Here is a 25,761-nt window from a genome sequence, read left to right on the forward strand (position 1 = left end):
GAAACACCACGGTTGTTTTTTTATTGTTTCGCTTTGAATAAAACGCCTTGGAATGACACCAAATCGTATGGTTCAATCGCTTTGACAAGGTGAGATGAAGATGGTGATATGGATCTTCTGGTAGAAGTCTCAGCGCCTCATTTCGACTGGACACTGAGTCTGCAAAGGTATATGGAAGATACGGGTGATAAAAAAAATGAAATCGTTCGAAAACGCAATTAAATGGATCATTTGAAAATGATAAAAAAAGAGGAATGACATGTCTTATTCACCAAAACTGAGTTCCGGATTTACATTTGGCAAAAACCGAAGTGCTTTCATATCCCCCCAGTCGGGAATGTGCTCGTTTTGTACTCAAGATTGCAGCGGGACCTGTGAGTTGGCACAAGCGGCCGTATTAGGGGCCCAAACGGTTTATCCTACAACCACCGGAAATAATCAAATTGCATCGGAAAAAGATTATCCCATCGATTTTTCCCACTTTAATATCAACGGCCGTGTGTTCGGAGCCCAGGGGGCCAGTAAAACCCAGGACGAGGCCACCATTTTTAATGTTAACCTGGAGCGGACTTATGGCGTTATCTCCCCGGTTAAGATGGCCATGCCCGTCATACTGCCGGCATTGATTAAGCTGAACTGGCAGGACTACTTTGCCGGAGCCGCCATGGCCGGTGTAACCTGTGTGATTGGTGAAGATGCCAGGGACAATGAGCCGAATTTGAAAATTGACAATGGAAAGGTTACGGATGTTCCCCTGCTGGAAAGGGCCCTTGACTGTTTTCACCGGTATGATAGGGGGTATGGGCAGATTGTGGTGCAATGTAATGTGGATGATGACCTCATGGGGGTTCCGAAAATTGCCATAGAAAAATATGGGGTCAGGGCCATTGAAATTAAATTTGGGCAGGCGGCAAAGGGAATCCAGCCAGTCAAACGGGTAAAGGATCTTGAAACCGCAATTGTCCAACAGCAAACCGGTCATCTGGTTCATCCCGATCCCAGTGACTTGTCCATACAAAGAGCCTATCATGACGGTGTTTGCCCGAATTTTTATACCTATGGCAGATTGCCCTTGTGGACAGAAAATTCCCTTAAGGCCCATATTACACTGTTAAGAGATATGGGTGCCAAAAATATCTATTTTAAAATGGCGGGATATGACAGGGTGGATATTGAACGTGTCCTCCGGTTGGCCTGCGCGGCGCAGGTGGATATGGTCACCTTTGACGGAGCCGGCGGCGGTTCAGGATACAGTCCCTCAAAGATGATGAACGAGTGGTCATTGCCCACGGTCTGTCTGGAAGATGCCGTGGTCCGTATGTGTGAACGATTGAAATTTGAAGGATGCTCCCTGCCTGCCATGGTGATGACCGGTGGATTTGCAAGTGAGGATCAGGTATTTAAGGGTCTGGCCTATGGGGATGGTCATATCCTGGGGATTGGCTTGTGCCGGGCTTCAATGGCAGCTGCCATGACCGGAAAAACAATCGGTGAACAGATAAAGACTGGAAATGTGCCGGAAAGATTTAAACCATATGGGTCAACAATTGAAGACATATTCTGTGACCTCCCTGACTTGCGTGCCATTTACGGCACAAGGGCGAACAAGTTTCCCACCGGGGCCATCGGTGTTTTTTCGTATCTCAATAAAATTGCATTTGGGTTAAAGCATTTTGCTGCCCTGAATCGAAAATTCAGCATGGACCTTTTGAACAAAAGTGACCTCATTCCCCTGACATCCGAGGCAAGAGCCTTGATTGTTCGGGGGACACCTTACTGAATTCAGCTGCTTCGGTTTGGATAGAGACAGCAGCTCCCCGGCTCAATGCCGGGGCAGAATATAAGATTAATTGTGAGATCGTTTTATATGAAAATGCGACATCAGAGCCCTGACGGGCGATATAATACCCTTTTCGTTATTCGTTGTGTCGGCAGGCCGACATGTGGGTTTATATGAAAAATGTTTTAACCGCACTTGGTGTAACCGCAGGAATGGCATTTCATACAGCCTTCTTCAAAGGCAAGGGCCTGGCCACATTCAGGGCAATGATCTGATTTGAGCTGGTTTTTTGGGGGCTTGGTATTTTTTCCTGGGCCGGAAGGCAGATATCGTTTCTCAAGCACCTTGGCAATGGCATCCGGAATGGAATACACCAGGCCACCTTCCTGGAAGACCGCATGTTCCCCCCGAATTCCTTTGATCTGATCGATAATTTCTTCAACGCCTATCCCTGATCTCAAAGCCAGTGAAATCAATCGTCCAATCGCTTCTGTTTTGGCCTGGGTGGATTTACCGGATTTTCCAATGGTTGCAAACAGCTCAAACGGCCTGTGCTTGTATTCAGATACGGTTACATAAAGATATCCCATTCCGGTCTTGATTTTTTCTGTAAATCCCTCAAGGATTTTCGGGCGCTCTTTTCCCGCATGCAGAAAGTCATTCCCGTTCTCTTTTCCGCCGTTGCCGGAGACGGACAAGACCTGATTCTCTTTGCTGCCATCCCGATAAATGGTCACCCCTTTACAATTTAATTTAAATGCCTGATTATATATAAATTCAACATCGTCCGTTGTTGCATCATGGGGAAGGTTAACCGTTTTTGAAACAGCATTATCCGTGTGCTTCTGGAAAGCGGCCTGGATCTTTATATGGGCCTCTGGGTTAATGTCATGGGCAGATACATATACTTTTCTCAGATCATTTGGAATGTGAACATTTCCTTTAATCGTGCCTTTTTCAGCGATTTCCGCCATGAGTGCCTCCGAGTAAAAGCCATGCTTTTTAGCGGCTTTTTCAAAAATCGGATTCACCTCGATGAGAAGATCATTATCCATTACATTTCTGATAAAACTTAACGCAAATACAGGCTCGATTCCGCTGGAACATCCGGCAATGATACTCAGGGTGCCTGTGGGGGCGATGGTGGTGGTGGTGGCATTGCGCAACCGCATTTCAGGATCATCTTTAAATACGCTATGCTCAAAATTGGGGAAGACCCCCCGTTCCTTTGCCAATGCACAGGATGCTTCGTGAGATTCCGTTTGAACAAACGACATAATATCCTCGGCAATGTCTATGGCATCATTTGAATCATAGGGGATATTCAACATATACAGCAGGTCTGCAAATCCCATGACGCCCAGGCCGATCTTCCTGTTCCCCTGCACCATTCGTTCTATTTCTTTAATGGGATATTTTGACATATCAATGGCATTATCCAGGAACCTGACCGAAAGATGGATGGTTTTTTTAAGTTTCGGATAATCAACAACAGGGATATCCTTTTTTTTAGTTATAAATTTTGTCAGGTTAATAGACCCGAGATTGCAGGCTTCCATGGGTAACAGCGGCTGCTCACCGCAGGGGTTTGTGGATTCGATTTCACCGAGGCCCGGCGTTGTATTATGCCGGTTAATTTCATCTAAAAAGATGATACCCGGATCTCCCGTGGCCCAGGCCTGATTGACCAGTTCTTCATAAACAGCCGCAGCATTTAGCTGACCTGAAGGTTTTTGGGTGTGGGGATCAATCAGATCATAATCGCTTTTTTCAACAACAGCCGCCATAAACGTGTCGGTTATGCCAACAGAAATATTGAAATTATTCAGTTCCTTTTTGTTTCTCTTGCATTTGATAAACGACAGGATATCGGGATGGTCCACGCGCAGGACCGCCATGTTGGCACCACGCCTTGTACCGCCCTGTTTAACCTGTTCTGTGGCTGTATTAAAAATCTGCATGAACGAAACCGGACCGGAAGCAACGCCGCCGGTGGATCCCACCCGGCTGTTTTCCGGGCGAAGTCTTGAAAATGAAAAACCAGTCCCGCCACCCGACTTATGAATCGTTGCAGCATTTTTAACCGCTTCAAAAATGCCATCAATACTGTCTTCCACCGGAAGAACAAAACAGGCCGCCAATTGGCCCAGACTTCGGCCGGCATTCATCAGGGTGGGGGAGTTGGGCAGAAATCTGAATTCTGTCATTAAGCGGTAGAACTGATCTGCTGTCTTTTGGACATCTGCTTTTTTGTTATATTTTTTTTCAGCCTGGGCAATATGGCCTGCCACCCTTCTAAACATTTGTTCGGGTGACTCGCTCACCTGTCCTGATGCATCTTTTTTCAGGTACCGTCGCTCCAGAACCGTCCTGGCATTTTCGGATATAAACTGGATGCAGTCTGTGAGTTTTTCAGGTGCTGTCATATTTACCACTCCTTTTTTGGATATTTTATCTTCCCTTGATCTCATTTAGTTGAATTCTATACCCCCAGATAAAAACATCTTGGCCTGGTGAAAAATATACCTTATATTGTATTTGTAAAAAATACAAGCACAATATGTAGAAAGTATTTGTTGATCACCTATGTTTAACATTCCACAGACACAAGGTTGCATAGGCCCTGTAGGGGCGCCAGCTTTCAGCCATAGCCATCACCTGCTTTTTTGACGGCGGATTTTCGTTGCTTGTAAGTGCTTTGATGATGCCCAAGTCAGTTGCCGGAAAGCTGTCGATCATTCCCAGTCCCCGCATGGCAACGTAGTTAACCGTCCAGTCCCCGATGCCCTTTAATGCCGAGAAATTTTTCTGAAATGTTTCAAAGGGCTGATGGGGTGTGAGCGTAAACTGCTGATCAAGAATGCCCTGGGCAGCTGTTTTGATGGTTGCCTGACGGATTTTAGTGATGCCCAGCCCATCAAGCCCTGTTTTTAATATTTCCGATGGATCCGGAAAAAAATAATCCAGTCCGGGGGGAAACCAATCGTCGCTGTTCAAGGCCGCCTTTCTGGCCACTCTTGCGGCCAATGTTGTCGCAGCTTTTACAGATATCTGCTGCCCCAGGATAGCCCTTACGACAAATTCAAACGGATAAAATGCCATGGGCAGGCGTGGAACATGACCGGTCTCCATCCCTTTGGATAAGTGCTTGTCTTTTTGAAATCTTTGGTTGATCAACGTAAAATCAGTATCCAGATCAAACATCTTACGAACCCGTTTAATGATTTTTGTGTGGCAGGTTGTGTCGCTGCAAATAATTTTAAGTTCCAGGGCAGCCTGTTCCGGGTTGTCTGTGACGATAAAGAATCCTTTTGTCCCATCGATTCTGAATGTCCTGGCATAGCTGATATCGGTGACAATTTCTACGCCTTCCATTGCCCTTGGCTTCATGAAGGCAATCAGGTGGTTAAAGTCAAAGGGCTTTTTGTAGTTCAATAAAAGCGGTGGGGTGTTGTCGGTGCTGTTTTTTTTCATCAGGGTTTCATCTTTTCAATAAAGATTGACGGACGGTTTTTTCCGTTTGTCCGTTGAAGCGCCATTGCTCCGCCCGGGTTTCCCGGATTGGCTGCTGAACGGAACGCATATGCCCTTTACATTGATGCGTAAACCCTTAAATTAAGGAATATGCCGATGGTGTCAAATTGAATTTTTAAATTTTCATATAGGTGCCCGAATGAACAAGACCTGTTTTTTTAAATGGATGACGCTTTTCATTTTGATTGCTGTTTTAGGGGGGGCCTGTACCATACCCTTTTATTTTGAATCTGCATCCATCTATTATAAAACCGGTATGGATAAACTCATGCTCAGAACCGGTAAGATCCTGGGCATCGTTGCGGCACTGCTCATGGTTTTCCAATTGATATTGGTCGGACGGTTTTCAGCACTGGATCAACTTTGGGGTCTTAAAAAACTAGTTCACTATCACAGAATTAACGGGGTAATCCTTTTGATCGTTGCCCTGATTCATCCGGTGCTGATATTGGGGGCAGATCATTTTGTTTTATTCCCGCTGGAATCCAAATACTGGCCTGAGTTTGTCGGTGTGTTCCTCTTGGTGCTGGTGCTACTGTTTGTTGGGGTCTCCCACTGGCAGAAGCCACTTGGCATAACCTACAAGACGTGGCGGGGGATGCATAAACGAATGGCACCGGTTCTCTTTTTGCTGGTGTTTGTCCATGTCTTCAATGTGAGCCGGACCTTTGAATCCGGTGTTCCCTTTTATGCCGCAAGTGTCTGTGCGGTAATCGTCGTCTGTTTGATGATTCGAAAGTTTTTCAAGTGATGCCTCCTTATTTTATCCTGGGTTTACAGCAGGCAATGGCTGTCTTAGTTTAAGGAACCGGACAAAATTTTTTGTCGGCTCAACTTTTGCTCTTTCGCTTTAATGGGAGAGGTCACGCTTTTTGTATGGTGTTGTTTTACCAAAGATCGGTAATTCGGTTTATCAACCCGTAAAACCCAAGGAGAAATCCAATGAAAGCATTATTTAGAGTTTTGATGGTCATTATCGTGTGTTGTGTCTCGTCACAGGTCTCTGCATCTCAATGGCATATAGATGCGGATCATTCTGAAATCCGGTTTAAAATCAAGCATATCCTTACCACTGTTTCCGGATACTTTACTGAATTTAAAGGCGATGTGATATTTGATCCGGAAAATCCTGATACAGGGAAATTTGATTTTACCGTCGCTGTTAACAGTGTCGACACAAACAATGGCAAACGGGACAATCATCTGCGATCCAAAGATTTTTTTGATGCGGATAACTTTCCTGAAATGACATTTAAATCCTCTAAAATTTCTCATTTGACAGACAATCGTTATGCCCTGGAAGGCAGGATGACCATTAAGGATGTGACAAAAACGATAAAGATTGAATTTCAGTTTTTTCACCCCCGGTCCCACCCGTTTGATAAAAAGAAAAACGTCGGTGGGTTCCAGTCAGTGTTTACGATTCCCCGGCTCGCGTACAACGTGGGAAATGGTAAATTCCTGAAAATGGGCGTGGTTGGCAGTGATGTCGAGGTGGAACTTGCCATGGAGGCGCTGACAGAGAAATAACCGGGCACGACCAACAAGGGGATTGAAATTTTTCTGCGGGAAGCGGTATAGCGCTTTCTTTTTGCTTCCAATATTTCTCCTGCCGTCTATTTTGTGATATGGTATTGCCATGGACAATACAGAAACAATTGAAACTTTGTACAAGGTTGCAAAAGATCTTTTTTTAAGGGAAGGGTATAAAAAAACAACGATTCGAAAGATTGCAGAACACACGGGCATCAGTATTGGTCTGGTGATTTACCATTTTTCAGCGAAAAGACACATTGCGGTGAAAATTATTCTTGAACAGTTTCGGGTGCTGCAGGATATTGTCCGGGAATATGTAAACCTGCATGAGGACCCGATGCTGTATACGGCTGTGCTCATTCGTCTGAATCGATATGTCTGGTGGTCATGGTACAGGGATTTTTATCTTGAAACACTGGATAGTGATATTTATACGGAAGCCATAGAACTTTCCGGGATGAGAAGCTCAATTGAGCTGGTAAAAAAGTTAAACCTGAATAATAATGATGATTATATTGATTTTTATTTTAACTATCTCCCGGTCAGCATTGAGAGGTCATTGACACTGAGCAAAGAAAGGGGGCTCCTTCAAAAGATTGAGGAAGATGATATCCCTGATTTTATTTTTCGATCGTCCGTGGACAGATTTGTCACGGATAAACAATCCATCGCAACAACCTGTCAAGTGTCCAGACAGATTGTCAAAAAGATTCTCCGCGCAGAAAAAAAACAGATATTAAAAAAAATGGTCTAGCAGATAATAAAGCGGTCTTTATTCACGGTGTGAACTCAATTGGAAACCCAAGGTATTTTTTTGTTCAAGCCTTGGCATGACAGATGCTGACCCCGGAACCGAAAAAATTTATCCCGCCAGAAAATACTTGACAGGAAAAAGAAGACCCTTCATATTGAACGCGTTCAGTGGCATAAAATTATCCCCTGGATAACCATGTAATGGCACGGCATTGACAGGCGGTAATCCGCCCGGGATGAACTGGAAAGGGTACAGAAAAAAAGAGGGTTGATGGATGGTTTCAGATGCGGCCGGCAAAAACAGCGGGGCAAAAAAGGGGTTAGAAAAAAGAGTCCCTGTGGATGCCAATGGAAGGGTTGTGGCCGTGGCGCGGCGTCGCTGGGGTGAAGTTGTGCTGACGGTCATCATTGGGTGCCTGCTGCTGGCCCTGGCCTATTCCCTGATGGTGAACCCCAATCTGCACTGGAACGTGGTGGGTGAATTCTTTTTTGCACCGGCGATCATGGACGGCATCAAGACAACCCTCCTTTTAACCGTATTCAGTCAGTCCATTGCGGTTGTTCTGGGCATTGTTATTGCCCTCATGCAGCAGTCGTATAATCAGACGATTGCATTATCTGCAAAGGCGTACATCTGGTTTTTTCGGGGAACCCCGCTTCTTGTGCAACTGGTGTTCTGGTTTAATCTGGCGCTGCTGTTTCCAACGCTTGGCATTGGCATTCCCTGGAAGGATTTTTGGTGGGGTATTGATACCAATCGTGCCATTTCACCGTTTATGGCTGCCTTGCTCGGCCTGGGATTGCATGAGGCCGGGTATATGGCTGAAATTGTCCGTGGCGGGCTGTACAGTGTCGGCAAAGGGCAGATGGAGGCCGCCTTGAGTATCGGGATGACGCGGGGCAAGGCCCAGCAGCGGATTATTTTGCCGCAGATTATCCGTGTGATTATTCCCCCCACCGGCAACCAGTTGATTACCATGCTGAAAGCCAGTTCCCTGGTTGCAGTGATTGGTGGTGGTGATCTTCTCACACGGACCCAAAGTCTTTATTCCCAGAATTATGAAGTCATGGCCCTGTTGATCATTGCCTCCTTCTGGTATCTCTTCCTGGTTTCCATCGCCAGTATCGGCCAGTATTACCTGGAACGATCCCTGGCCCAGGATACACCAGGGTATGACCCCAGACCCTTCTGGCGTCGTCTGGGAGTCAATGTCCTTAAACCCGGGAGAACCGTATGAGTGATCATATCATTTCCATCCGCGGGTTGAGCAAGGCATTTAACGGTCACCGTGTTCTGGATGACGTGGACCTGGACATCGACCAGGGTCAGGTTGTCTGTGTCCTGGGGCCTTCCGGTGCCGGAAAAAGCACCCTTCTTCGCTGCATCTGTCATTTTGAAAAAATAGATACCGGACATGTTTCCGTGGACGGTACGATTATGGGCTACCATTTCCACAATGGGAAGCTGCACGAATCCTCATCAAAGCAGATCGCCCGTACGAGACGGAATATTGGTGTTGTGTTTCAACAATTTAACCTGTTCCCGCATTTGACTGCCCTTGAAAATGTTATTGAGGGACCGGTTCATGTGCTGGGTCTGTCAAAGTCAGAAGCGATTCTTGAGGCTGAAAAACTATTGAAACAAGTGGGGCTGACCGACCAGAAAAACAAGTATCCGGCCCAGATGTCGGGGGGGCAGCAGCAGCGCGTTGCCATTGCCCGGGCCCTGAACATGAATCCAAAGGTCATTTTGTTTGATGAACCAACCTCTGCCCTTGACCCCGAGCTTGTGGGCGAAGTCCTCCAGACCATGAAAGACCTGGCCAACCAGGGCATAACAATGATGGTGGTCACCCACGAGGTCGGTTTTGCCCGGGATGTAGCCGATATCATTGTTATTATGGAGAGTGGGCGGATCATCGAAAGCGGTCCGGCCCATGAGGTGCTGGGTCACCCGAAACACAAACGGACAGCTGAATTTCTCAGAAGCGTACGATAATCGGGTCGATGATACAGATAACGGCCGGATGATATACATTTTATCAATTTAATTCAAAAGGGAGAACGTTTAATGAAACACAATGTTAAGGATTTTGACGGCAAGACACGCGCTTGTTCAGCCATTATTTATTATGTATCGATTGCCATCATGGTTTTTGGCATCAGTGGCCTGGCCTTTGCAACATCCCCCAGGGATCTGCTTCCGGAAAAAATAAAAAAGGCCGGCGTGATCCGTGTGGCCACCCCCCTGGATTATGCCCCCTATGGCTGGCTGGATGCCGGCACCATTGAAGCCAGGGGATTTGAAGTGGAAGTTGGACAGGCCATTGGTAAAATCCTGGGCGTGGAATGGAATATTTCCGATATTAAATGGGAAGGCCTTATTACCGGCATTGGTTCCGGCCGACATGAAGTGGGGGCTGCCGGCATCAGCGACAGAATCAAACGCCAGAATAATGGTAATTTTGTTGATTTTTCCACGTCTTCCAATGCCGTGGTTGTTGAAACGAAAAATGCTGAAAAATTTAACGGCATTGATGACCTTTGCGGCCAAACTATCGGCACCTGTATCGGCACCTCAACGGTTAACGTCGGCCATGACCTGTCCGACAAATGTGTTGCCAGGGGTAAAAAACCGATCCAGGTCAAAGAATACCCCACGGTTCCTGCCACTGACCTGGCCATGAAATCCGGCCGTGTTCCCGCCATTATTGTTTCCACAGAACAGTCTGGATGGGCCATTTCATCGGGTTTACAACCTTGGAAAATGGTGGCATCCGGGTATATGTCCGAGCCCATTGGCTTTCTGGTAACCAAGACGGTTCCCGGACTGGACAAAGCCATTCTGGCCGCTGTAAATGAGCTGTATGCCAGCGGCCGGTTAAAACAGATCGCAGACAAATACGGCCTGGGACAATCGATTACCAAACCCGGATTAAACCTGGCAACTGAGTAACGATTAAGTATTGGAAGGGCCGACGATTGTTCCGATAAAAAAAAGCAGGACTGCAGGGAAAATGATTTATGGAAAACGCCACACATATATTCCGTCCGATAAAGGTGGGTGCCTTAACCGCAAAGAATCGAATAGAAGCAGCACCGGTAAGTGTTTCTGATTTAACCCGGGAAGGCTACCTGACCGATGCCCATGCCGCTCTATACGGAATGAAGGCAAAAGGGGGGGCCGGTATTGTCACGATCGGGGAAGGCTATGTTAGTCGGTCCACCGGACGGGCCCATGCCCTGGTTATTCCCTTGTATGATGAATTTGTGCTGCCGGGGTTGATTCAAACCACAGATGCCATTAAGGCACACGGTGCCATTGCTTCGGCCGAGCTGCTGCATTGCGGGGTCAGGTCCCATCCTCAGTTCTGTCAAGATGGCAGGGTATATGGTCCCAGTGAAGGGATGAATGTCTATGGGGCCCGGATTATTGAAATGGATGAAGATATGATTTCGCAAACCGTTGAATCCTATGGGGATTCAGCGGAAATGGCCCAGCTCGGTGGTGCGGACATGGTCATGATCCATGGGGGGCACGGCTGGCTGCTCTCCAATTTTTTATCCCCGATTCACAACCAGAGAACAGACCGGTTTGGCGGCAGTATTGAAAACAGGGCGCGAATTTCCCTGATGGTGGTTGAAAATATTCGAAAAAAGTGCGGCCCAAAGTTTCCCATTGAATTCCGCATGAGCGGCTCTGAGTTTATTGAAGGGGGATTTACCCTGGAAGATACCGTTGAATTTGCCAGATTGCTGGACGGCAAGGTCGATATCATTCATGTGTCCGCCACCTCTTTTCACGACCCGGATGCCGGGTTAAGAATGTTTCCGGGCGTGTTCCTGCCCCATGGCTGTAATGTCTTTCTGGCCGAAGCCATTAAAAAAGCGGTGAAGACGCCGGTTGCCACGGTGGGGGGAATCAACAGTGCCGAGGATATAGAGGATATCCTTGCCACCGGCAAAGCCGATATTGTTGCCCTGGGAAGAGCGCTTTCAGCAGATCCTTTTTTGCCGGAAAAAATTCGGTCGGGAAATCCTCAAGGGATACGGCCGTGCATTCGCTGCAATAATTGTATCAGTTCAATTTTTGTTCCCTATATTAAATATGCCACCCGGGTGAATCGGTGTACGGTAAACCCGGATTTTGGCCGGGAACTGGACCAATTGTATCGCCGGGACCCCCTGGAGCCGGAAAAAGTCATGATCATCGGCGGTGGCCCCGGCGGGATGCAGGCAGCCATCACAGCAGCGGACAGGGGGCATGATGTTTTGCTGTTTGAAAAAACCGATGCCCTGGGGGGGGAATTGAGATATGCCACCGCTCCGGATTTCAAGGCCGACCTGAAAAAATTTACTCAATACCTGATCCAAACCGTGCAGAACAGCACGGTTAAAGTGGTGTTCAACACTGACGTAACCGTGGATCTTGTCAAACAGATCAACCCGGGTATGTTAATTATTGCCGTTGGTGCAAAACCCATTACACCCCGTATACCGGGGATAGACAACCAAAAGGTGCTCATGGCAGGGGAGATGGCCCGTCATCGCCCTGCAGTCGGACAAACGGTGGTCATTGTCGGCGGCGGACTGGCAGGGTGTGAGGAAGGACTGCATTTGGCCCGGCAGGGCAAAGATGTCACTGTCCTGGAAATGAAGGACCGCCTGGCAATGGAAGGCACGTATCTATACTGGCGTGCCTTGATGGTGGAACTGGAAAAAGAAAAACGGTTAAAAACGGTTACGCATACCATTTGCAGGGAAATCAACGATGAAGGGGTGGTTGTTGAAACCGTGGATGGCAACAAAACCGAATTTAAAGCCGATACCATTATTATTGCTGCCGGTTTTGAGGCCAGAACAGAATTGGTGGATTCCCTGAGGGAGTGTGATTGCAAGTATACCGTGATCGGAGATTGTGTAAAACCGGCCACTGTCCTGGAATCCGTTCACGGCGGTCACTTTGCCGCACTGAACATTTAAGGGACTCGCAAACGCATCTCCCCCGATTGCCGGTGCATTGCCGGTAATCGGGATTGCCATGGATTAAGCACCCCTGCCATCGTATTTTGTTATGGCATTCACCGGACAGGTGTCATAACATGCCCCGCATTCCAGGCAATGTTTCGGATCAATTGCGTATCTGTCGCCGGGAGTGATGGCTTCTGTCGTACAGCGCTCCGCACATGCACCGCAGGAATTGCAGTCCGAATTTATGGCGTAACGGTTTGGGGGAGGGGCAATGCCGCCAAATCCAAATCGAAATCTTATGATTTTGTTCGGTTTATACAGGTGAAGCAATTCACCATGCCCTTTTGCAAAATAAAATAATTTGAACGCGTCAGGTGCTTTTGCATACAAGGCTTTTGTCCCGGGATTTACCGCGTAAAATTTGTTCATTATTTCGATGGAATGAGTTCTTGATACTTCTCCGGATAATTTAACCATCAGCCAGTCTTCGGTTGTGCCGGTCACCGCTGCATTTGGATTTTTCATTAATTCATCATAAACCGGTTTTCCCACAGCCGTACCAAAATATAGATGGCCATCGTCCAGCAGGTTTAAATCAAAGATTCTATTTGAAGGGGTTGTTTCGTTTATCCCTATTGTTGAAAACCCCACCCACCTGATGTTTCCAATAAGCTGGAACGCCTTTTGTTTAATGGCCTGGTTTCCGCTGTTCTCTGTCAAGCCCAATATGATTTTTTTTTTATCCACTGTTGATCCCTTTCTTTTTTTTCCGGCTAAATCAACCCTGTGACCGCTTGTTTGAGGAATAAAATTGCTGTATTGTTAATCAAAAATACGCTGTCGGTCTTTTTATGGCTGAACATGTTCAATGTGTCAATTTTTTTTTGATTATTCATCTCAACCGGAGGAAACGAAATGGCAAAAAAAATAAATTCTGTGGTCTTTGAAGGGACGTTCAGGGTCTGCCCGGCATGCGGTTACACGGACGGATTTCATACCATGCTGAAACAGGTCGGTGAGACGGTGAAATGGCTGTTTATCTGTCCTTCCTGTCATGAGATATTTGACATCGGATATACGGTAAACAATTTGATTGAAACAGAAAGCACGGGAAGGGGGGCGCCAGGACCAATGGCAGGCCCTCCATGATTTTCAGCTGAGCGGGATGGCGGATACGAACAGACGCTGCATCATCAAAATTGATCCGCATAGGTTTTAATGTCTCCATTCTGGTCAAGAAACCGGTAAAGGGTTGCCCTTCCAACACCCAGCACCCGGGCCGCCTTGGATTTGTTGCCGCCGGTTTTTTTAATGGCTGCCTTAACCGATTCAATATTCAGTTTGCCTTTGACCGGGAGGGGTTCCGAGGGTATCGGCCTGTCTGATGGCCTCATGGGAACCGATGCGTCCCGGGTGATTTCCCGGGGAAGATCTGATGGCAGAATTTTATTGTCTCTTGAGCGCACCACGGAAAACTGGATGATATTTTTTAATTCCCGAACATTTCCCGGCCAATGATAATCCAGCATCACGGCCAGGGCCTCACTGGTAAGCTCGGGCACCGGATTGTTGCTTTCCTGTTCCGCTTCCTTTAGAAAATGGGCAGCCAGCAGGGGAATGTCGTTTTTTCGCTGCCTTAAGGGCGGCAGATGGATGGGGATGACATTCAACCGGTAATAAAGGTCTTCCCTGAATGTGCCCGCCTTGACTTCATCTTTGAGATTTTTATTGGAGGCACTGATAATCCTGACATCCACAGATATCTTTTTTTCGCCGCCCACTTTTTCAAAAGTGCCTTCCTGTAAAAATCTTAACAGCTTTACCTGGGTTTTTAAAGGCAGGTCCGCCACTTCATCCAGAAACAGAGTGCCTTTATGGGCGAGCTCAAATCGTCCTTTTCTCTCTTTTATGGCCCCGGTAAAGGCCCCTTTGACATGTCCGAACAATTCACTTTCCACAATGCCTTCAGGGATGGCACCGCAATTTACCGGGACAAACGCACCGTTGCCATAGGAACTGATGTCATGAATAGCGCAGGCGACCCGCTCCTTCCCTGTTCCGGTATCACCTGAAACATGCACCGGGTAATTATAAAGGGCCACATCCCGGATCTGCCGGAAAATATCCTGCATGGCTTTATCTTTACCAATGATGCCGGCAAAACTTGAAATTTTTTCAGCTTTTAACGACAGGTTAAACGATTCAGTGACATCTTTGAAAGATGCCAATACGCCCTTGAATACAAAATCCTGACCAATGATGGCCGAGACGGTCATCTCGAGTTGACGGGTGGAACCGTCTTTTGTAATAATGTTTAACGGATATTCCTTAGTGCCGAAAGGAAATTCGGGCGGGCCATCGCAAAAAGAACATTTTTCCCCGCAAAAAGGGGCTTGAAATACCATATGGCAGTCTTTTCCAAGAACCTCTTCTTTTAAATATCCGGTAATTCTTTCTGCTTCTTTATTAAAAACCGTAATGATTCTATTCGGCGTATGGGCAATGATTCCCAGTTTCAGGTTGTCGAGAATAAGATTCAGGTTATCAGGGTCGAGCAGGGTATGTGTCAACTCAGTCATCGTGTCATTTCCCAAATAAAAAAATACAAAGCGTGATTTCAGATACTGACAAAGTAAATGACACATTTGTGTATCAGGTGCAATGTTTTTTTAATGGGGCCGTAAAATACTTATCCTGAGTCCCTTGAACTTTATTCCCAGGTAATACAGTCTTTGGGGCAATTTTTTACGGCTTCATGGATATCATCATCAGAGTAATCGTCAAGGGCAAGCACATCAACAAAGCCGGCATCATTGATCTCAAATGCATGGGGTGCCAGTTCCACACAGATTTCACAAAGAATACAACCGCTTAAATCAACAACAGGGGATTTTATGGAACATAGATCGTTTTTCATTCGAGGGCCTCCTTTCTTATTGAATGATCCCACCAGCCTTTTTGCCTATGGGCATGCGTTTCTTTCTGCGCAAGATCAAGAAGCCGGTAACCGGAATCCAGCAGAATGCCGTAAAGCACACCACATGAGGGGTCTTCCCGCTGCTCATACCCCGTCTGGGCAAGTTCGATCATTTGGTGGGCAAGGTCAATGGTTCGAACAAGATTAATATCACATTTTTTTTTCATCATGGCCTCACCATTTTTAATGTTCGGTTTACATGCATCCGGCTGATTCAGCTTTGAAGAGGATCTTTATTTGAACTGCCATATTATAAATCATGCAAATGCTCTGGGCCTTTCACACGTCAGGGACATATCTGAAATGCGGGTGGTTACAAAATTCCACCCTGTGAAGATGTCAATCCGGTTCGCATCTGTGACAATATTTTCAGGTACCAGACCGCAATCTAAACTATTGGCATTGAACAGTGCCCGGACGGCATATCCTCTTTTGATGGGATCAGGCGAATGCAAAAAGCCATAAAGCAGGCCTTTGCTTTTTTCATCCAGGTCCCCGGGTGCTGATTCGAGGTAGGTGCCAATACCCCATAAAACACCCCTTTGAAGCATCTCATGTTCAATATAATTACCATCCGGATCAAGGTATGAAAAAAGTATGGATTTGAATTCCAGGGCCAGTTCCGGGCTTTGGCAGAGAATTTCACCCATGGCTTCCGGAGAACCCCATCCAATGCCGCCGGATTCATCATTCAGGTTCCACATGATACGTCTCAGCACAATCCGTGCTTTTTCAATATGGGTTTTTCCCATGCGAGATCCAAGGTCGCCCATTGCGGCAATACTCCGGAATTTAACCCGTTCGTCTTTATGATAAAAGTGGGAAAAAAGATGCCCGACCAATTGCTCATTGGGAATTTGTCTTAACATCTCCAGGGCAGTCTCTCGATGGGCACCCAGAAGAATTTTTTCCACTCGTTGTTTTGTCTGTCTTCCATATGGTTTTGTCATGTTACAATCCCTTTTTCATTTAAGGGTAAGAAGTTACTTATTGATATAAGCATATAGTATGCCAGTTGTGGTAATGCCCTTTTTGAGAGCCGGGACAAGGGGCGGCCGGGGAAATCATTGGCGGGTCTGTCTCATGAAATGGGACAATTTTGTATCTAGTACCACAACCAAAATTATTGTATCCGATTTTGGACACAGCTAGGAATTATACACCAATTTTGTTTTTTCTGCCGCACAGCGGCTTCGCCCAACAAAGGGGTACCTAAATCTCATTCGGCCATGAGCCGGAGAATATAGACAGCCTCTTCCAATCCTATTTTTTCATCACCATTAACATCAGCTGCCCTCGTTATTTCCATGTTCAGATTATTGAACCTGGCGACTGACTGAAGTGTGAGAATGAGATCCGACAGGTTTAAATCTCCGTCACCGTTTACATCACCCCCTCCTGTGATTGGGTTACTTAGACGAAAATTGGCGGTAAGATTTCTATTGGCGGTTATGACAAATAAATAGCAGGGGGCCTGGCTTACCTCATGGTCATCTTCTGTCCAGTTTACAAAGGTGTAGCCCTCATTTGGTGATGCTTCCACTTTCACTGTGACCCCTGCATCATAGATACTGGCACCGTTTATTGATCCGCCGGCAGAAGGCCTGGCTTGCAGCGTCACCGTATATATGGCGGGCGGCAGTGAATTGATGTTTACGGTGACGCTTTGAGAACTGCACTGTTTATAGCTGTTACAGGCGGTCAGTGTAATTTTATGCTCTCCTTCACCCAGGACATCCGTATACACTGCAGGACCAAAGCCTATCGCCGAATCAACCCGGTCGGAAGTCCAGACAAGCTGGTTATCATCAAAAATCTGGCCTTCCTGCGGATCATATGCTGATCCTTGCAATACCACGCCGCCTAGTGCAGTTGAAAAACTTGAACCCGATTCCGGTGCCTCAATATAAACTTCCGGCCCTTTTGTTGGTACCCGGAAGACACTGCTGACCATCGGCAAACTGGTGTTAAACCCGTCACTGGCGGTAACCCTGATCCGGGCCGTTTCACCGCCTGGCAACAGGTCGAAGTCCTGGGTCCATTGCCGGCCCCTTAGATCTGAAGCAAGTAATACCCAGTCCAAACCGTTAGGAGTGTATTCAATGGTGTAAAACAGACCATCTCCATCTTCATCTGATCCCTCCCAGGTGATGGTTTGAATGCCTTCCAGACTCTGGTCTGAGGTGAGCGTCAGGCTGGTATTATCAACAGTGGGGGCATTGGTACTGACCGCATATTCAGCAAGGGTGGTATTGTTTTGATCCAGGATTATAAACCTGGCGGTTCCTTCAGGGAAAGGAACCCTCACATTCCTAAGAGGGGCCGGGTCCAGTAGCCGCGGCGGATTGGAATGGACAAATGACGCAGGCGTAAACCCGTTGCTGGCTAATATTTCACCCGCTGCATTCAGAGCCTGGATCGTGTAACTGCCGGATTGCATTACAAATGCTTCAGTTGTCATATAGCTGGGCCAGGGGAGCGTGATTTTTACCTCATCATTACTGCTGACCCAGCCATACGCCTCTATCACACGGATTCCCCCGGTTAGGTCCTGTGATACCCGGCTCGGTAAAACTGATGCCGGTGAACTTAAGGAACTCAAAGAGCGGAGCAAATGCTGCCAAATACTTGGGGTAATCCAGTTTTTGGCTTGAGCAGCATTTCTGCCCATGAAACCAAGGGAGTCTGTCAGCAGGCCTCGACCACCGGTATCATAAGGATATAAATTTTTTGAGATCAGAACGCCTTCTGCCCCCGGATAGGGTAACACATTAGGGTCAGTGGCGGTCACGGTTTTCTCGGCATCATCCCAATCCGTACCCTGATACCCCAGGGGCGGTACATTTAGGCTCAGGTGATAGGCTCCCCCCAGATATTCATCGCCGATTTCATAGGTATGGGCGACCTCATGGGCAACGGTTGCCTGCATATCCTGATCGGAATTGACCACGATACTTACTGGAGCACCAAAGGTATAGCCCTGCATAATATCCCCATCTGGAAGCGGAATCCCTTTTTCAATAAAGCCGATGATCTGGTCATAAGGCCCATTGATCCTCTGCATGAAAGCCAGTGTTTTCCAGAGTCTATACTGGCCATCGTCGGTGGTAATGTCATAACTGGTGGCATCAAAAAGACTGCACTGCCGATAGGTGAAATCATTTGCGGCAACAGGATAAACCCGTCGCATGAAGGTTCCCCCATCTTTCCACTGGTTCCCGGGTGTTTCAATTGTTCCCTCATAGTTGACCTTTACCGGTACGGCCAAAACCTTAAGTTTGCGTTGTTTCTGGAATTTTATATTTTCCAGAGCCAAATCCTCTTCGGAATCACCCAGAGTGGCTACAAACTTATAGGTTCCTGCCTGCCAGTTTCCACAGCTGGAGGGGCTGGGCGGAATGAAAATCAAGGCATTGTTTGAAATGTCTTTTTTAAAACTGGTTAAGGTGGCAATTTTGTTGCCGTCCCGGTAAACTTCGACTTTTGCATCAGACTGTTCTTCAGCCTTGACATCATCCGGCAGAAAAACCTGGATCACTGTATCTTTGCCTGCCGCAAAATCAGTGGCGGGTTCATAATCAGAATCGTCCCGATACGCATAACGTCCCAGGACCTGGTTGGGCTGTATCTCCCTGGCCACTACCGGCCGGTTTATTTCAATAATGATTTCGATGGAGGAATTACCCTCATCATCCTCAAAAATATGCTTAACCGTTGTCTGCCCCCGGTATTCCCCAGCGGTAAAATTTAGATCACCCTCTGCGATAGTCCCTTCAGGGGTGTTATACATTTTGTCATACCAGGCCTGTTCTGCCTGTCCTGGCGCATTGTGTCCGGCATGGTCTCCCAGCTGCTCAGAATCAGAATGGCTGCCGTCCCAATTCTCCCAATGTCGCTCGCTGGTACCGGTGGTTTCAAAATAGTCATCCGCAGTATCATGTGTGATAAAAAAGAAGGGTTCCAGGGATATCCGGTAACGGGGCAGGTCGTTCGCCGATTCCGGAGGAAGGATAACCAGCCAGCCAACAGGGTTGTCACCGGCACCTTCATGCTCCTCCCCGGGCCAGCGATAGGACCAGGTTTCTACTGTAGTGCTCTCAAAATCTCTGGTTACATAACCTTCTTCCGGGGTCCATTTTTCCAGTTCATTCAGATACCAGATATCGTAGGTTCCGCCCCCGCTGCAACTCCTGCCATATCCATTGTCCGTCGTCGATTGATAATAAGGGTAGCCTTCATAGGATGTTCCGGTTTTGGTCAAAGTGGCGGTACCACTCAGATTCAATGTAAAGGTATCGTTGCCGTTATAGCGGGCATAAACCGTTCCATCATCGCGGGCACTCTCGTTCGACCAGGATCGATTGGCCTTGGCTTTGATCTGCCAGTTGATTTTGATCTCTTCAAGTGTTTCACTGTCTGCAGCCCAAAGGATTGATGACGGACAGACCACCCCGCAAATTAAGAAAACCAGAGTGAACAGAAGTGTCAAAATGGATTTTAGACCGGCATTCATGTCATACCCTCTCTCTAAAGACTTTGTTTTGTCTGCTGCTGTATCAAGGTGGCAAAGTTAAGACAAGAAAAAAATCAAGTTCTTGAAAAGAGGAGGGGGTCTAATTTGGACCACCTGAATATATATTGAGTTCAGTATAAATGTATCTAACTGATACTATTGTAAATAGTGTCGCTTAATGGTTTTAAAATAAGTAAGTGGGCGAAGTTAAAACCAACCCCGAATGTTGTGAATTTATGCTCCAAATCAATCAAAAAATGAATTTTTAAATAACACAGCAGCAAAGGTTTTTAAATGGACATACACTGGAAGACCTTTGACTGTATAGAACAACCGGGTGATGGAATTAAAGGTTGTGGTACTAGATACAAAGCGGATATATAAATACCCGAAGGTATCGTTTTGATAAAATAGTCGCTTTTTGGCTTAGAAAACTGTACAAAAGAGACAGCGTAGTAATGAACTCAGATTTATATGAACAACTCCGTAATGGACGGAGTCAAGCCTTTTTTATGGTGGTTTTATACTATTTCATGACCAGACGGGTAAAAAGCGCCATAAAGAAAGCCTGATTCCAAGTATAAAGTTGAGTAATGAAAATTAAATCAGGTCTAAAACATGGAAAAATATCTTACCCCTACTGACTATATTGATAGTGATCACCCGGCAGTGATTGCCTTTGCCCGGCAGAATTGTGAATCCGCTGAACCCCAGATTGAAAAGGCGGTTCATCTTTATTATGCCGTCCGGGACGGCATCCGATACAATCCCTACAGCCTCGATCCTTCAAAAGCGGCCATGAAGGCAAGTGCAATCCTGAATAAAGGCAATGGCTATTGCGTGGCCAAGGCAGTCGTTCTGGCCGCCTGTGCCAGAAGTCAGCAAATCCCCGCAAGACTCGGATTTGCAGATGTTAAAAATCATCTGAACACCAAACGGTTAAAGAAATTGATGGGAACGGATATTTTCGTTTACCACGGATATACAGAGTTGTTTTTAAATAATACCTGGGTGAAGGCAACCCCTGCATTTAACTTGGAACTTTGCCAGAATTTTAATGTAAGGCCCCTGGAGTTTGATGGAACAAAGGATTCCATCTTCCATCCGTTTGATAAATCAGGGAATCTGCACATGGAATATGTGAAGGAACACGGCACATTTTCAGACCTTCCCTGGGATCGCATTCTTGCCGAATCAATGGCGTGCTATCCATTGTATTTTGAAGATCTTGAAAGACGTTCCAAAGACTTTTCAGCAGAAGCGTTGGAAGAGAATTAATCCTATTTTATTTGCGGTCCTTAGTTTTGTCTGAATGCCGCAGATACCTCCCGGGTCAATTTTAATACGGTTTTGGCTGCATCAAGATCCAGGGAACCGGTACCGCAGCTGGGGGTAATAAAAGCCTGGGACAGGATGGTCTTTTTATCGATGCCGGTTTTATTGGATACCGCATCCATCTGGTCATGGAGCCGTTTAACCAGCCCCTGGGTTGTTTGTGCGGCAATGACCTCTGCGCTGTCCGTGGGAACAATTCCCCAGGCAAGTAGTTTCCCGAGATCTAAGTAGGCCTTAATCATTTCAGGGTAAAGGATAAATTTATCAAAAAAGGAATAGGCATCAAAGCTGATAATATCTATATTTGATCCTAAAAGCAGATCCCATTCTGTGTTGGCACAGACATGGACGCCGGCCAGACCGTTTTCAGCATGGATTTCCTGGACAATTTCTTCAATGCTCTGGGTCACATCCTCTTTGGTAATGGTAATATAGGCGGAGGTTCCAAACCCGGCCAATGCCGGTTCATCAATGAAAATAATGGGAACCACCCCTCTTTTTGAAAACTCCCTGGCCTGCCATCGGGCATTCATGGCCAGTTTTTTTATGGCGGCATCCTTTAGCTGGGCATTGTAAAAAATATCTCTGCCCTGTTCATCCTTTACTGCGGTTCCAAACGTGATGGGACCTGTCACCTGGCCTTTCAGGGCAACAAACGGTGTTTCTTTCTCATCCACCTGTTTTAAAAATTCAAAAAACCCTTTCCCTCGTGTGCCTGAAAGGGCAAACCGTGAGCCACCTAAATCTGCTCCGGATTCGGATACTGATAAGTAGTCTTCAAAATAAGCAATAAATTCTTCGTCAAATTCAGGCGTTGAGGTATCCAGAACGCTTTTTTCATTTCCTTCGATAAACCCGGGAAGACCGGCGAGAAACTGATGAATCATCCCTTCTTCCCTGTAAATCGGCAGTTGTATCCATAGCGGGATGTCAGGGGTGTGGTCAAGCACCAGTTGTGTTGCTTCTTCATGGTTGTCCATGGGGAGGCTTCCGATTAACAATGGCAATCCATTGGCCTTAAAATTTTCCATCTTTCTCTTTTCCATCCAAGTTAAGTTAAAAATCGGTATTTCCATATACGAAATGGATCAAGTATAGCATTTTTGTCACTGAATGAGAATAGGGGACCCGGAACAAAAAAAGCACCCGGGTGGCTGTTAAAACAGCCACCCGGGTGTAAAAATGCATCGTTTAAATCCGCAGGGGTCTTAACTGGGGAACATGGTGTCATCCATATCCACGGCAACGCTGCTGGTATTCATCAGGGCATTAAATCTGCCCAGGGTTATGGGCAGTTGGGTATCCACATAAAACTGAAGGGATTTGATGATGCCCGCATAAAAAGAGTTGTCTTTCTTTTTAGCCGTTTCAAGTTTTTCAGTGGCAATAGTGGCTCTCCAGAGCAGCATCCATGCCATGGTGACATCCCCTGTGGCATCCTGGAAAGGATGGGCATTGGCAAAGGCATTCAAGGCTTTCGCAGACATGGCTGTCTGACCCATGTGAACGGCAACTTCTGCCAGTTTGTTCATGGCTTCTTCTACTTTGGCCGCCTGCTTTTCAAGCCCGGACAAGGCTTTTGCAGCAGCGATAGTCTTTTGCATTTCAACAAACAGATCCATGATGGGCTTGCCTTTGTTAAGACCGAGTTTTCTTCCCAGGAGATCCATGGCCTGGATACCATTGGTGCCTTCATAAATCAGTGTAATTCTGCAATCTCTTAAGAGCTGCGCCATGGGATACTCTTCAATAAACCCGTATCCGCCGTATACCTGCATGCCCTGGCTGCAGACCTCAAAAGATCGGTCGGTGACATATCCTTTGGCAATGGGGGTCAAGACTTCAACAAAGCCCTGATATTTGTCTTTTTCTTTCTGGGTCGGCGCATGGCGGGCCATATCAGAACAATACTGAACAAAATAAAGAAGCGACCGCATGCCTTCTACATAGACCTTCATCATCATCAACTGCCGCCTGACATCCGGGTGTCGCATGATGGAGACGGATTTGGCTTCCGGGTTCATGAATTCAAGGATGTCTTTGCCCTGGATCCTGTTTCTGGCATAATCCAGGGCATACATATAGGCTGTTGTGGCGCAGGCGAAGCCCTGGAATCCCACCAGACATCTTGCTTCGTTCATCATCAGGAACATGGCTTTCATGCCTTTGTTTTCTTCACCAAGGAGCGTGCCAATGCAATGGCCCTTGGAACCCAGGGAGAGGGAACAGGTACTGTTGCCATGGATACCCAGCTTATGTTCTATGCCCGTACAGATGACATCGTTGAATTCACCCAGGGTTCCGTCCGGGTTTACCCGGTATTTTGGAACAAGAAACAGGGAAATCCCCTTGGTGCCTTCCGGCGCGCCTTCTATCCGTGCCAGAACCGGATGGATGATGTTTTCAGCCAGGTCATGCTCTCCGCCGGAAATGAATATTTTTTCACCAATGATGGAAAAGGTACCGTCATCATTTCTGACGGCTTTGGTGGTCAGCGCCCCCACATCAGATCCTGCACCGGGCTCGGTGAGGAGCATGGTGCCGGTCCATTTGCCGGTGAACATGTTTTTAAGATAGATGTCTTTTTGTTCCTGGGTACCGAAGCTTTCTACCAGGTGACCAGCGCCCTGGGTGAGGCCGGGGTACATCATAAAGGGGAAGTTTGCACCATTGAAATATTCAGCTGCAGCAGCAGCAACGGTTCTTGGCATCCCCTGGCCGCCCCATTCCGGATCTTCGGTAACCGCAAGCCACTCTCCCTCATTAAATATTTTATACAGCCGTTTGAATGACTCCGGGGTGGTGACCTTACCGTTCTTAAGTTTGCATCCCTGTTCATCCCCTTCTTTGTTGGCGGGCAGCAATTCTTTGACGGCAAAGTTTTTGGCTTCTGAAATCACAAGGTTGATGGTTTTTTTATTAAAATCAGCAAAATCATCATGAAGCCGGGAAAGTTTTTCTGCTCCAAGCTGTTCATGGACAACGAACTCAATATCCCTTCGATCGGAAATAACTTGTGTCATTTTTAGATATCCTCCTGCTAGTTATGGTGCAAAATTTATGTATGTTTAAAATTTGGGTTGTCAGATAATGAATTGATGCTCATTGATATATCCCCCATAATATTTCTTCCAAAATGAGTTTGATTATGGTTTTTAATAATAATATTGAACAATGAAAATAGAAAGTTATATAAAATATGATGTGGCATAAATCAAAAAATATCTCCTGTATTGCTCTGTTTTTCAAAAATGAATACTAATTCATTACATGAAACTTTTAATGTGTCAATGATTATTTTACAAATTCAGGACAATTCTATATAATCCCGGCATGAAAAAAATATTAATCAGTGCCTGTCTGGCAGGGGATCGGGTCAGGTATGATGGGAAGCAGGTGCCGTTAACTCACCCCTTGTTGAACAAATGGCATCAAAAAGGAATGCTGGTCACAATCTGCCCTGAAGTTTCAGGTGGATTGAGCATCCCAAGACCCCCGGCGCAAATTGTTAACGGGAACGGCCTGGATGTCTTGGAAGGCCGGTCCCGGGTTCTGGATATTGCGGGCCGGGATGTAACGGGTCCCTTTATCCGAGGGGCTGAATATGCATTCACTATTGCCCGGAAAAATAAGATTAACATTGCCATATTAAAAGAAAAAAGTCCTTCCTGCGGTGTCCGCCAGATTTATGATGGTCGGTTTGCCGCCCGTCTCATACCCGGATTTGGCGTTACCGCTGCCCTGTTGAAACAAAACGGCATCCAGGTTTTTTCAGAAAATGAACTGGATCGGGTAAAGGCTTTTTGGGAAGATGATTACCTTAGCCTGAGATGCTGATCTTAAAAAAAGTGCTCAAAGCCCCTGTGATTGCCCTGGAATAATATACATTTTTTATTGACAAAAAGACCAGTTTGATTTAAAAAGACAGACATATGGACATATTTCTTTTTAAGAAACAGGATAAAGCAAAAGGCAGGACGAGTTAAAAATAAGAAAGAGGGCCTTATTTTTCAGTAGATAGAGATTTTCCTTAATTGACAGTGGTTAAACTTTCTTGCAGCCGTTCTATCCTTTTTGGGAGGTTTGATTTGAAAGGCCGCTTTGGATGGATCGGAATTCACTTATGGTCAAAGAAAAAATCGTGGGAACATTCTGTATCCCTCTGCACTACTTTAAATTTATCATACCTGCGGGAGCTTTTCTTTTAATCCTTGACGAAAAATTTGTTTTATCCGAAAAGAGGAGTAAAATTTTTGTTTAGAAAACCATATTCAAATCCGGGGTCTAACGGATAAAAGTGGATGAGATATTATGAGGAATGAATCGGTTATGATTCGATATGGTTACGAACAGACGATTGGT

21 protein-coding genes are annotated in these 25,761 nt (G+C 46.3%); 11 read left to right on the top strand and 10 right to left on the bottom strand.

Going from position 1 to position 25,761, the window contains the following annotated elements; all coding sequences use genetic code 11:
* Positions 1 to 259 precede the first annotated feature (259 nt).
* Positions 260 to 1,780, top strand: coding sequence for a glutamate synthase-related protein (locus Q1Q15_RS07315; RefSeq protein WP_300458066.1), 1,521 nt, complete (start codon positions 260 to 262; stop codon positions 1,778 to 1,780).
* Between the two features lie 185 nt (positions 1,781 to 1,965).
* Here Q1Q15_RS07315 and Q1Q15_RS07320 read toward each other — a convergent pair whose 3' ends face one another.
* Positions 1,966 to 4,206 carry a vitamin B12-dependent ribonucleotide reductase gene (locus Q1Q15_RS07320; protein ID WP_300458067.1) on the bottom strand — a complete coding sequence of 747 codons (2,241 nt, stop codon included), beginning with the start codon at positions 4,204 to 4,206 and terminating at the stop codon, positions 1,966 to 1,968.
* A gap of 154 nt (positions 4,207 to 4,360) precedes the next feature.
* A complete protein-coding gene (locus tag Q1Q15_RS07325) occupies positions 4,361 to 5,254 on the bottom strand; it encodes an AlkA N-terminal domain-containing protein (protein WP_300458069.1) in 894 nt (297 codons plus the stop codon).
* 199 nt (positions 5,255 to 5,453) lie between these two features.
* Between Q1Q15_RS07325 and Q1Q15_RS07330 the strand changes: the two genes are divergently transcribed.
* From Q1Q15_RS07330 to Q1Q15_RS07360, 7 genes are all read left to right on the top strand, one after another.
* Positions 5,454 to 6,065 (top strand): ferric reductase-like transmembrane domain-containing protein, encoded by a 612-nt coding sequence (locus Q1Q15_RS07330; RefSeq protein ID WP_300458071.1) that lies wholly within the window; start codon positions 5,454 to 5,456, stop codon positions 6,063 to 6,065.
* Between the two features lie 191 nt (positions 6,066 to 6,256).
* Complete coding sequence (locus Q1Q15_RS07335; RefSeq protein ID WP_300458073.1) at positions 6,257 to 6,844, top strand: YceI family protein; 588 nt, start codon at positions 6,257 to 6,259, stop codon at positions 6,842 to 6,844.
* A 109-nt stretch (positions 6,845 to 6,953) separates the two neighbouring features.
* A complete protein-coding gene (locus tag Q1Q15_RS07340; protein ID WP_300458075.1) occupies positions 6,954 to 7,604 on the top strand; it encodes a TetR/AcrR family transcriptional regulator in 651 nt (216 codons plus the stop codon).
* A gap of 274 nt (positions 7,605 to 7,878) precedes the next feature.
* Positions 7,879 to 8,841 (top strand): amino acid ABC transporter permease, encoded by a 963-nt coding sequence (locus tag Q1Q15_RS07345; RefSeq protein WP_300458076.1) that lies wholly within the window; start codon positions 7,879 to 7,881, stop codon positions 8,839 to 8,841.
* On the top strand, positions 8,838 to 9,602 hold the full coding sequence (locus Q1Q15_RS07350; protein WP_300458078.1) for an amino acid ABC transporter ATP-binding protein: 765 nt from the start codon (positions 8,838 to 8,840) through the stop codon (positions 9,600 to 9,602). The genes Q1Q15_RS07345 and Q1Q15_RS07350 overlap by 4 nt, the downstream gene beginning before the upstream one ends.
* A 72-nt stretch (positions 9,603 to 9,674) precedes the next feature.
* The gene (locus tag Q1Q15_RS07355) at positions 9,675 to 10,559 is read left to right on the top strand and encodes a transporter substrate-binding domain-containing protein (protein WP_300458080.1); all 885 of its coding nucleotides are present in this window, start codon (positions 9,675 to 9,677) and stop codon (positions 10,557 to 10,559) included.
* Positions 10,560 to 10,627: 68 nt separating this feature from the next.
* Entirely contained in the window at positions 10,628 to 12,586 is a 1,959-nt protein-coding gene (locus Q1Q15_RS07360) for an FAD-dependent oxidoreductase (protein WP_300458082.1), read from the top strand.
* Positions 12,587 to 12,649: 63 nt separating this feature from the next.
* Here the strand turns inward: Q1Q15_RS07360 and Q1Q15_RS07365 are convergent, their stop codons facing one another.
* Entirely contained in the window at positions 12,650 to 13,321 is a 672-nt protein-coding gene (locus Q1Q15_RS07365; RefSeq protein ID WP_300458083.1) for a 4Fe-4S binding protein, read from the bottom strand.
* A 168-nt stretch (positions 13,322 to 13,489) separates the two neighbouring features.
* Between Q1Q15_RS07365 and Q1Q15_RS07370 the strand changes: the two genes are divergently transcribed.
* The gene (locus Q1Q15_RS07370) at positions 13,490 to 13,723 is read left to right on the top strand and encodes a hypothetical protein (protein ID WP_300458084.1); all 234 of its coding nucleotides are present in this window, start codon (positions 13,490 to 13,492) and stop codon (positions 13,721 to 13,723) included.
* 44 nt (positions 13,724 to 13,767) lie between these two features.
* Here Q1Q15_RS07370 and Q1Q15_RS07375 read toward each other — a convergent pair whose 3' ends face one another.
* From Q1Q15_RS07375 to Q1Q15_RS07395, 5 genes are all read right to left on the bottom strand, one after another.
* Positions 13,768 to 15,153, bottom strand: a complete 1,386-nt coding sequence (locus Q1Q15_RS07375; protein ID WP_300458085.1) for a sigma 54-interacting transcriptional regulator — start codon at positions 15,151 to 15,153, stop codon at positions 13,768 to 13,770.
* A gap of 131 nt (positions 15,154 to 15,284) precedes the next feature.
* Positions 15,285 to 15,491, bottom strand: a complete 207-nt coding sequence (locus Q1Q15_RS07380; protein WP_300458086.1) for a ferredoxin — start codon at positions 15,489 to 15,491, stop codon at positions 15,285 to 15,287.
* Positions 15,488 to 15,721, bottom strand: a complete 234-nt coding sequence (locus Q1Q15_RS07385) for a hypothetical protein (protein WP_300458088.1) — start codon at positions 15,719 to 15,721, stop codon at positions 15,488 to 15,490. The genes Q1Q15_RS07380 and Q1Q15_RS07385 overlap by 4 nt, the downstream gene beginning before the upstream one ends.
* An 87-nt stretch (positions 15,722 to 15,808) precedes the next feature.
* Positions 15,809 to 16,501, bottom strand: coding sequence for a DVU0298 family protein (locus tag Q1Q15_RS07390; protein WP_300458089.1), 693 nt, complete (start codon positions 16,499 to 16,501; stop codon positions 15,809 to 15,811).
* 269 nt (positions 16,502 to 16,770) lie between these two features.
* The gene (locus Q1Q15_RS07395) at positions 16,771 to 20,064 is read right to left on the bottom strand and encodes a hypothetical protein (RefSeq protein WP_300458090.1); all 3,294 of its coding nucleotides are present in this window, start codon (positions 20,062 to 20,064) and stop codon (positions 16,771 to 16,773) included.
* A gap of 618 nt (positions 20,065 to 20,682) precedes the next feature.
* Here Q1Q15_RS07395 and Q1Q15_RS07400 point away from each other — a divergent pair.
* Positions 20,683 to 21,342 (top strand): transglutaminase-like domain-containing protein, encoded by a 660-nt coding sequence (locus tag Q1Q15_RS07400; protein WP_300458091.1) that lies wholly within the window; start codon positions 20,683 to 20,685, stop codon positions 21,340 to 21,342.
* 20 nt (positions 21,343 to 21,362) lie between these two features.
* Here Q1Q15_RS07400 and Q1Q15_RS07405 read toward each other — a convergent pair whose 3' ends face one another.
* Together Q1Q15_RS07405 and Q1Q15_RS07410 are read right to left on the bottom strand one after the other, a co-directional pair.
* Complete coding sequence (locus tag Q1Q15_RS07405; protein WP_300458093.1) at positions 21,363 to 22,430, bottom strand: hypothetical protein; 1,068 nt, start codon at positions 22,428 to 22,430, stop codon at positions 21,363 to 21,365.
* A gap of 177 nt (positions 22,431 to 22,607) precedes the next feature.
* The gene (locus tag Q1Q15_RS07410) at positions 22,608 to 24,422 is read right to left on the bottom strand and encodes an acyl-CoA dehydrogenase (RefSeq protein WP_300458095.1); all 1,815 of its coding nucleotides are present in this window, start codon (positions 24,420 to 24,422) and stop codon (positions 22,608 to 22,610) included.
* Between the two features lie 310 nt (positions 24,423 to 24,732).
* Between Q1Q15_RS07410 and Q1Q15_RS07415 the strand changes: the two genes are divergently transcribed.
* Positions 24,733 to 25,236 (top strand): DUF523 domain-containing protein, encoded by a 504-nt coding sequence (locus tag Q1Q15_RS07415; RefSeq protein ID WP_300458097.1) that lies wholly within the window; start codon positions 24,733 to 24,735, stop codon positions 25,234 to 25,236.
* Positions 25,237 to 25,761 lie beyond the last annotated feature (525 nt).

This window comes from Desulfobacula sp. (genome assembly GCF_030145145.1).
In the GTDB taxonomy this organism is placed as follows: Bacteria; Desulfobacterota; Desulfobacteria; order Desulfobacterales; family Desulfobacteraceae; genus Desulfobacula.

Excerpts from the sequence above, each read along its gene's own strand:
- Q1Q15_RS07315 (WP_300458066.1), top strand. The coding sequence starts at position 260 with ATGTCTTATTCACCAAAACTGAGTTCCGGATTTACATTTGGCAAAAAC.
- Q1Q15_RS07320 (WP_300458067.1), bottom strand. The coding sequence starts at position 4,206 with ATGACAGCACCTGAAAAACTCACAGACTGCATCCAGTTTATATCCGAA.
- Q1Q15_RS07325 (WP_300458069.1), bottom strand. The coding sequence starts at position 5,254 with ATGAAAAAAAACAGCACCGACAACACCCCACCGCTTTTATTGAACTAC.
- Q1Q15_RS07330 (WP_300458071.1), top strand. The coding sequence starts at position 5,454 with ATGAACAAGACCTGTTTTTTTAAATGGATGACGCTTTTCATTTTGATT.
- Q1Q15_RS07335 (WP_300458073.1), top strand. The coding sequence starts at position 6,257 with ATGAAAGCATTATTTAGAGTTTTGATGGTCATTATCGTGTGTTGTGTC.
- Q1Q15_RS07340 (WP_300458075.1), top strand. The coding sequence starts at position 6,954 with ATGGACAATACAGAAACAATTGAAACTTTGTACAAGGTTGCAAAAGAT.
- Q1Q15_RS07345 (WP_300458076.1), top strand. The coding sequence starts at position 7,879 with ATGGTTTCAGATGCGGCCGGCAAAAACAGCGGGGCAAAAAAGGGGTTA.
- Q1Q15_RS07350 (WP_300458078.1), top strand. The coding sequence starts at position 8,838 with ATGAGTGATCATATCATTTCCATCCGCGGGTTGAGCAAGGCATTTAAC.
- Q1Q15_RS07355 (WP_300458080.1), top strand. The coding sequence starts at position 9,675 with ATGAAACACAATGTTAAGGATTTTGACGGCAAGACACGCGCTTGTTCA.
- Q1Q15_RS07360 (WP_300458082.1), top strand. The coding sequence starts at position 10,628 with ATGGAAAACGCCACACATATATTCCGTCCGATAAAGGTGGGTGCCTTA.
- Q1Q15_RS07370 (WP_300458084.1), top strand. The coding sequence starts at position 13,490 with ATGGCAAAAAAAATAAATTCTGTGGTCTTTGAAGGGACGTTCAGGGTC.
- Q1Q15_RS07375 (WP_300458085.1), bottom strand. The coding sequence starts at position 15,153 with ATGACTGAGTTGACACATACCCTGCTCGACCCTGATAACCTGAATCTT.
- Q1Q15_RS07380 (WP_300458086.1), bottom strand. The coding sequence starts at position 15,491 with ATGAAAAACGATCTATGTTCCATAAAATCCCCTGTTGTTGATTTAAGC.
- Q1Q15_RS07385 (WP_300458088.1), bottom strand. The coding sequence starts at position 15,721 with ATGATGAAAAAAAAATGTGATATTAATCTTGTTCGAACCATTGACCTT.
- Q1Q15_RS07390 (WP_300458089.1), bottom strand. The coding sequence starts at position 16,501 with ATGACAAAACCATATGGAAGACAGACAAAACAACGAGTGGAAAAAATT.
- Q1Q15_RS07395 (WP_300458090.1), bottom strand. The coding sequence starts at position 20,064 with ATGAATGCCGGTCTAAAATCCATTTTGACACTTCTGTTCACTCTGGTT.
- Q1Q15_RS07400 (WP_300458091.1), top strand. The coding sequence starts at position 20,683 with ATGGAAAAATATCTTACCCCTACTGACTATATTGATAGTGATCACCCG.
- Q1Q15_RS07405 (WP_300458093.1), bottom strand. The coding sequence starts at position 22,430 with ATGGAAAATTTTAAGGCCAATGGATTGCCATTGTTAATCGGAAGCCTC.
- Q1Q15_RS07410 (WP_300458095.1), bottom strand. The coding sequence starts at position 24,422 with ATGACACAAGTTATTTCCGATCGAAGGGATATTGAGTTCGTTGTCCAT.
- Q1Q15_RS07415 (WP_300458097.1), top strand. The coding sequence starts at position 24,733 with ATGAAAAAAATATTAATCAGTGCCTGTCTGGCAGGGGATCGGGTCAGG.